Here is a 6,455-nt window from a genome sequence, read left to right on the forward strand (position 1 = left end):
GAGGCGCGAGAAGAAACCACTGGATGTAGTCGGCGGCGGCCTGGGGCAGGCGGCGCTCCTCCGGCTCGAACACCGCGTAACGCAGATAGATGGTCTGCGGGAAGGTCAGGGTGGCCTCGCCCATGTGCAGGAAATTCAGATAGGCGCCGAAATCGGGCTCGTCCGGGGTCACAACCAGGGGCGTCGGGCCATGGCGCGCCGCCACATAGGCGCAGCCGGCGACGGATTCGCTGATCATGGTCTGGCCGTCGGTCAGGGTCGGCACCGTGCCCATCGGATTGAGGGCCAGGTAGTCGGGCTCGGCGAAGCGCGGCGGGAAGGCCATCAGCTTCAGCTCATAGGCCGCGCCCAGCTCTTCTAGCGCCCACAGGATCCGAAACGAGCGCGCGCCGGCGCAGTGATAGAGCGTGAGCATGGTTGTTCCCCCGAGGCGACATTGCGCCGGTCAAGCATAGCGCAAGGCGAGGAAGAGAAAATGCGCCGCGTCAGGCGTCGCAGGCCTTGAAGAAGGCCGCGACCTGTTCGCGGTCGGCGGGGCCGCCGCGATGCTGTGCGAGCGGCCGGCGTTAAGGATCGCCAGGTCGCCGGTGCGGCGAAAATTGCCTAGCGCCGGTGAGTCGCGGTCGGCCTGGGCCTCCAGAAGTCCGCCCTCGGTCCCGCCGACGGCGGCGAACCGCGACAGCTTGCCGCCCGAACTGACCGACAGGGTGCGGCCCGACACCCCCGAGGCGCTGAGCGTCACGACCTTTGAGCCTGGAGCGCAGGTCATCATCATCAAGACCTCGTCGCTCGACGGGCGGCCATAGGCCAGCTTGGGCGGCTCATCGGCATTGTTCAGGAAGGCCCAGCCGTAGCCGGGCAGGGCGGCCTGCTGGTGGGCGCAGCCCGCCACGGACAGGGCCAGAATGAAGCCGGACAGGGCCAGACGACGAGGCATGCGAAGCGCTCCTTGGATCAGGATAACGCCCCGGCTGGATCAAGGTTCAGTGGATCGCCTCGCCGTCTCGGCTCACTAGAACGGCGAGAAACGCTCCACCAGCGCCTGGCCCCCCGGGGTCTTCTGAACGCGGCTGATGTCGCCCCGACCGCCGTAGCTGATGCGCGCTTCGGCGATCTGGGTGTGTTTGATGGTGTTGGCCGACGAGATGTCCTCGGGACGCACGATGCCGGCCACGGTCAGCTGCCGCAGTTCGGAATTGGTGCGCACCTCCTGGGTGCCCTGGATCACCAGGTTGCCGTTGGGCATCACGCCGCTGACGATGGCCGCGATGGTCAGGCTGATCTTTTCCGACCGGCTGACCGCGCCGGAGCCGGCGTGCGAGAAGGTCGAGTTGGTGCCGATGGCGTTGGCGGGATCGAAGCCGCCCGGCAGGATCTTGCCGAGACTGGATTCCAGGCCGAGGAAATTGCTGATCCCGGCCTGGGTGTCATTGGCGCGGCTCGACTTGGACGAGTTGGAGGTGCTGGCGCTGTCGTCGATGTCGATCTGAACGGTCAGGATGTCGCCGACCCGGCTGGCGCGCTGGTCGTTGAAGAAGGCCCGGGCGCCCACCCGCCACAGCGAGTTGGCCGAGGCGGCCTGTGGGGCGGGTTCGCGGCTGGCCACGAAGGTCGGGGTCATCGGGGCCAGTTGGGCGGGATAGCCGACGGGGGCCAGTTCGGGCCCTTTCACAGCTTCCTTGACGGTGGAGCAGGCGGCGAGCGGGGCGAGCAGGATGAGAGCGATCAGGGCGGGGCGCATGGGATCTGACCTCTAGCGCGCGGCGTAGCGCGCGGCGGTGGAACGGGTGGACTTCAGGCGCAGGGCCTGGGGACCGACGGCGGCGGCGCCGGGGCCCGTGGCCACGGCGTCGATGATCTTCTTGCTGGCGATGTTCTGGATCGACAGGCTTTCGCCGCTCGACGCCGCCGCCATGGCCTTTCCCTGAAGGATCAGGGAGACGCCTTCGTTCTCATAGGTGACCGCGACCATGTCGCCGGCCTTGATCACCATCGGCGCCGACACGTCGCGCAGCAGGGCGGCGGCGCCCTGGCGGAGGGGGCGGCGGACGGTCATGCCGATCATGGCGTCGGGATCGGAGGCCGCGTCGCTGGGAGCGGCGGCGACCTTGGTCCAGGTCAGGTCCTGTGGCTGGACGATCTCGCCGGCGTTCAGGCTGCGGGCATAGGCAAGAACTTCCACATTGCCGCGCGGCGCCCCGGCGAGGGCGGTTGATGCGCCCTGGCGCACGATGATGCGGCGCAGGCCCTGGGCGTTGTCCCAGTCCAGACCGGCCCGGCGGGCGGCCATCTGCACCTGGCCGGCGTCGAGGACGACGCTGGGACCCACCCGGTTGGCGACCAGCAGGTCGGAGGCCGCGCCCGCGCCCTCGAACAGATCGCCCAGGGTCACGCGACCGTCGGCGTCGAGCGTCTCGCCGCGCAGCGAGACGGCCTGGCCGGCTAGGGCCGGGCTGGCGATCAGCAGGGCGGCGATTGAAAGGACGAGGGCTTTCATCAGCTTAGGACCTCAGGTTCGAGGTGGCTTGCAGCATCTGGTCGGCGGTGGTGATGACCTTGGAGTTCATCTCGTAGGCCCGCTGGGCGACGATCAGCGAGGTGATCTCGCTGACCGCGTCGACATTGCTGGCCTCGGTGTAGTTCTGCATCAGGGCCCCGAAGCCGGGCTGGCCCGGCGCGGCGATGTTGGCGGCGCCCGAGGCGGCGGTTTCCATCAGCAGGTTGTCGCCCACCGCTTCCAGCCCGCCCTCGTTCATGAAGTTGGCCAGTTCGATCTGGCCGACCGTCTGGGGCTGGGCCGCGCCGGCGACCGTCACCTGGACCAGGCCGGTCTTGCCGATGGTGATGGCGGTGGCGTTCTGGGGATCGTGATGCCAGGCTGGACCGTGTAGCCGTCCTCGGTGACGATCTGGCCCTGGTCATTGGTCGAGAAGTTGCCGGCCCGGGTATAGGCGGTCTCGCCCGAGGGCAGCAGGATTTGCAGGAATCCCTTGCCCTGGATGGCCACGTCCAGGGGGTTGTTGGTCAGGGTCGGGGTGCCCTGTTCATTGATGCGATAGACCGAGCCGGCCTTGACGCCGCCGCCCACCTGCACGCCGGTCGGCACCACATTGCCATCGCCCGACGACTGCGAGCCGGCCCGTTCGATGGTCTGGTACAGCAGGTCCTGGAACTCGGCCCGCTGACGCTTGAAGCCAACGGTGTTCATGTTGGCGATGTTGTTGGAGATGACTTCGACGTTCAGCTGCTGGGCTGACATGCCGGATGCGGCGGTGCGGAGAGCTTGCATCGTTCAGATTCCCTACTGGACCTTGCCCAAGCGCTCGACCGAGGAGCGCGACAGTTCGGCGGTCTGATCCATCATCTTGGCCATGCGCTCGTAGGCGCGGCTGACTTCGATCAGTTTGGTGATTTGCAGAACCGATTGGACGTTGGAGGATTCCAGCATGCCCTGGTGGACGATGGCGTCCGGGGCCTGCTGGGGCTGTTCGTTTCCGACATTGCGATAGAGGTTGTCGCCGTCCTTGCGCATCGAGGCGAGGTCGCCGAAGCGGGCCACGCCCACCTTGCCGATGCGCTCAGCGCCCTGGCTGACAGTGCCGTCGCGGGCGATGTTGACCGGGCCCTTGAGCGGGTCGATCAGGATCTCGCCGCCGCCGTCGTCCAGCACAGGGGCGCCGCCCTGGGTGGTCAGCTTGCCTTCCGGCCCCATGGTGAACCGGCCGTCGCGGGTGTAGCGCTCGCCGCTGGCGGTCGAGACCTTGAAGAAGCCCTGGCCCTCGATGGCGACATCGAAGTCGCCGCCGGTCTTGGTCAGGACGCCCTGGCCGAAGTCGCGGGCCACGCCGTCGTCGAGCACGAACTTGATCGGCGAGCCGCCGTCCAGCGTGCGGGCGGGGCTGCCGGGCTCGGTGCGGACCATCAGGTCCTCGACCTTGAAGCCGGCCGTATTGGCGTTGGCGATGTTGTTGGCCACGATGTCGAGTTCGCGGCGAAGCGTCATCTGGCGCGAAAGGCCGACATACAGCGCGTTGTCCATGACGGGTTAACTCGAACGGCCGGCGCGACAAATGCGCCGCTCCCTCACAAGCAACCCTCGTGCCAACTCGAAAATCTCAATAGAAACAACGAAAAAGAAGGTTAACGACCCTTTTCGCGCGGAGTCTGCCGGGCAGATTCAGCCTGCGACCAAATGCGCTTCAAAAGACATCGTTAACCATGCTCGGCCATGACTAGAGGTGTAGATTCCAAGGAACCGCGCGCGTGGCCAAAAAACCTGCCAAGGAAGCTCCTCCGCCCGAAGGCGAAGAGGGCGCCGTCGAGGGCGAAGCCCCCGCCAAGAAGAAGCCGCCGATCATTCTGATCGCCGCGGCCGCCGGCGTGCTGGTGCTGGGCGGCGGCGGGGCCGCGGCCTTCATGCTGCTCAAGCCCAAGCCCGCAGCCCATGACGAAAAGGGCGCCGGGGAGCACGGCAAGAAGGCGGACGAGAAGGACAAGAAAAAGGATAAGAAGAAGGAAGGCGAGCATGGCCCCGCCGCCGGCGCCGAGGGCGCGGCCGGCGCGCCGGTGATCAAGGAAGGGCCTGACGGCGTGGTGTTCTACACCCTGCCGGACATCGTCGTGAACATGCAGTCCGCCGACGGCCGCTCGACCCTGCTCAAGCTGAAGCTGACCTTCGAGCTGCCCGACGAGGAAACCGCCGAGGCCCTGACCCCGAACCTTCCTCGCCTGTCGGACATGTTCCAGACCTTCTTGCGCGAACTTCGTCCCGAGGACCTCAACGGCAGCCAGGGCAGCTTCCAGCTGCGGGCCGAGTTGCTGCGGCGGGTCAATCTCGTCGCCGCGCCGTCGAAGGTGAACGCGGTGCTGATCGAGGAGATGCTGATCAACTAGATCCCCTTGGGATCTGGCTGGGGCGAGACACATGGCTGACGAACTCGACGATCAGGCCGCGATGGCCCAGTGGGCCTCGGAGAATCCTCCGGCCGAAGGCGGCGAGAGCGCGCCCGGCGCCTTTGGCGACTTCAGCGGCGGCATGGGCGGCTGGGACGACGGCGGCGGCGGCGACGCCATCGGTTCCGAACGGATCCTCAACCAGGACGAAATCGACAGCCTGCTGGGTTTCGACCTGTCGGGCGACGGCAGCGACGATCGCACCGGCATCCGGGCGATCATCAATTCGGCCCTCGTCAGCTACGAGCGCCTGCCGATGCTGGAAATCGTCTTCGACCGCCTCGTGCGGTTGATGACGACCAGCCTGCGCAATTTCACCTCCGACAATGTCGAGGTCAGCCTCGACAACATCAGCTCGATCCGCTTCGGCGACTATCTGAACTCCATCCCGCTGCCGGCCATCCTGGCGGTGTTCCGGGCCGAGGAGCTCGACAATTACGGCCTGCTGACGGTCGATTCGAACCTGATCTACTCGATCGTCGACGTGCTGCTGGGCGGGCGTCGCGGCACGGCCGCCATGCGTATCGAAGGTCGGCCCTACACCACCATCGAACGGGTGCTGGTCCAGCGGATGGTCGAGGTCGTGCTGCACGACGCCAAGGCGGCGTTCGAGCCCCTGCACCCGGTGTCCTTCACCCTGGACCGCCTGGAAACCAATCCGCGCTTCGCGGCGATCGCCCGGCCGGCCAACGCCGCCATCCTGGTCAAGCTGCGCATCGACATGGAAGACCGCGGCGGCCGAATCGAGCTTCTGCTGCCCTATGCGACGCTGGAGCCCATCCGCAAGATGCTGCTGCAGCAGTTCATGGGCGAGAAGTTCGGCCGCGACAACATCTGGGAAGGCCACTTGGCCACCGAGCTTTGGACCACCCAGATGGAGGTTCGGGCGGTGCTCGACGAACAGCAATTGCCGCTGTCGCGCGTGCTCGACCTGAAGGTCGGCGACACCCTGATGCTCAACGCCACGGCTGACAGCCTGGTCGAGCTGCGCGCCGGGTCGATCCCGTTGACGCGCGGCCGGATGGGCCGTCGTAACCATTCCATCGCGGTGCGGGCCGAAGGCCCGTTGACCACGGCGGCGAAGAAAGCGGTCCAGAAACTCAAATGAGCGTCGCGGCCATTGTCCTGAACAGTCTGCTGGCGATCCTGCTGATCGTCGCCCTCGGCTTCGGCTGGCGTCTTGAGCGCCGGCTCAAGGCCCTGCGCGACAGCCACGAGGGTTTCGCCAAGGCGGTCGCCGACCTCGACCTGGCCGCCGCGCGGGCCGAGCAGGGCCTGGCCGACCTGCGCGCCGCCACCGCCGAGGCCTCCGATCAGCTGGCTGGTCGCATCGAGCGGGCCCAGGCCCTGGCGGCCCAGCTGGATGACCGGCTCAACACGCCCGTTTCGCCGCCCAGGCCGCCGCCCGCCGCGCAGGCCGCCACGCCGACGGCCGATCCCGGCCCCGCCGACCGCCGCCGCCTGCGGGCCGAGGACTTCGAGCAGATGCTGGATCGCGAATC

At 67.3% G+C, this 6,455-nt stretch carries 8 protein-coding genes and 1 pseudogene; 3 read left to right on the forward strand and 6 right to left on the reverse strand.

The window, feature by feature from the left end:
• The 6 genes and pseudogenes from CSW58_RS10390 to flgF all read right to left on the reverse strand — a co-directional run.
• The coding region (locus CSW58_RS10390) for a glutathione S-transferase N-terminal domain-containing protein (protein ID WP_143755168.1) at window positions 1-415 on the reverse strand (415 nt) is incomplete at its 3' end.
• Between the two features lie 30 nt (window positions 416-445).
• Window positions 446-937 carry a hypothetical protein gene (locus CSW58_RS10395; protein ID WP_236627772.1) on the reverse strand — a complete coding sequence of 164 codons (492 nt, stop codon included), beginning with the start codon at window positions 935-937 and terminating at the stop codon, window positions 446-448.
• Window positions 938-1,012: 75 nt separating this feature from the next.
• Window positions 1,013-1,741 carry a flagellar basal body L-ring protein FlgH gene (flgH, locus tag CSW58_RS10400; RefSeq protein ID WP_099447237.1) on the reverse strand — a complete coding sequence of 243 codons (729 nt, stop codon included), beginning with the start codon at window positions 1,739-1,741 and terminating at the stop codon, window positions 1,013-1,015.
• 12 nt (window positions 1,742-1,753) lie between these two features.
• Window positions 1,754-2,497, reverse strand: coding sequence for a flagellar basal body P-ring formation chaperone FlgA (gene flgA, locus CSW58_RS10405; protein ID WP_099447238.1), 744 nt, complete (start codon window positions 2,495-2,497; stop codon window positions 1,754-1,756).
• A gap of 4 nt (window positions 2,498-2,501) precedes the next feature.
• Window positions 2,502-3,289, reverse strand: a pseudogene (flgG, locus tag CSW58_RS10410) (flagellar basal-body rod protein FlgG).
• A gap of 12 nt (window positions 3,290-3,301) precedes the next feature.
• On the reverse strand, window positions 3,302-4,039 hold the full coding sequence (gene flgF, locus CSW58_RS10415) for a flagellar basal-body rod protein FlgF (protein WP_099447239.1): 738 nt from the start codon (window positions 4,037-4,039) through the stop codon (window positions 3,302-3,304).
• 224 nt (window positions 4,040-4,263) lie between these two features.
• On the opposite strand from flgF, the gene fliL reads away from it, so the two are divergent.
• The 3 genes from fliL to CSW58_RS10430 all read left to right on the forward strand — a co-directional run.
• Window positions 4,264-4,893: a flagellar basal body-associated protein FliL gene (fliL, locus tag CSW58_RS10420; protein WP_099447240.1), complete on the forward strand. Its 630-nt coding sequence runs from the start codon at window positions 4,264-4,266 to the stop codon at window positions 4,891-4,893.
• A 31-nt stretch (window positions 4,894-4,924) separates the two neighbouring features.
• Entirely contained in the window at window positions 4,925-6,061 is a 1,137-nt protein-coding gene (gene fliM, locus CSW58_RS10425; RefSeq protein WP_099447241.1) for a flagellar motor switch protein FliM, read from the forward strand.
• Window positions 6,058-6,455, forward strand: a 398-nt coding sequence (locus CSW58_RS10430) for a DUF6468 domain-containing protein (RefSeq protein WP_099447242.1), incomplete at its 3' end; no start/stop codon positions are given. The genes fliM and CSW58_RS10430, both read left to right, overlap by 4 nt.

The organism is Caulobacter sp. B11 (assembly GCF_002737765.1).
Classification (GTDB): domain Bacteria; phylum Pseudomonadota; class Alphaproteobacteria; order Caulobacterales; family Caulobacteraceae; genus Caulobacter.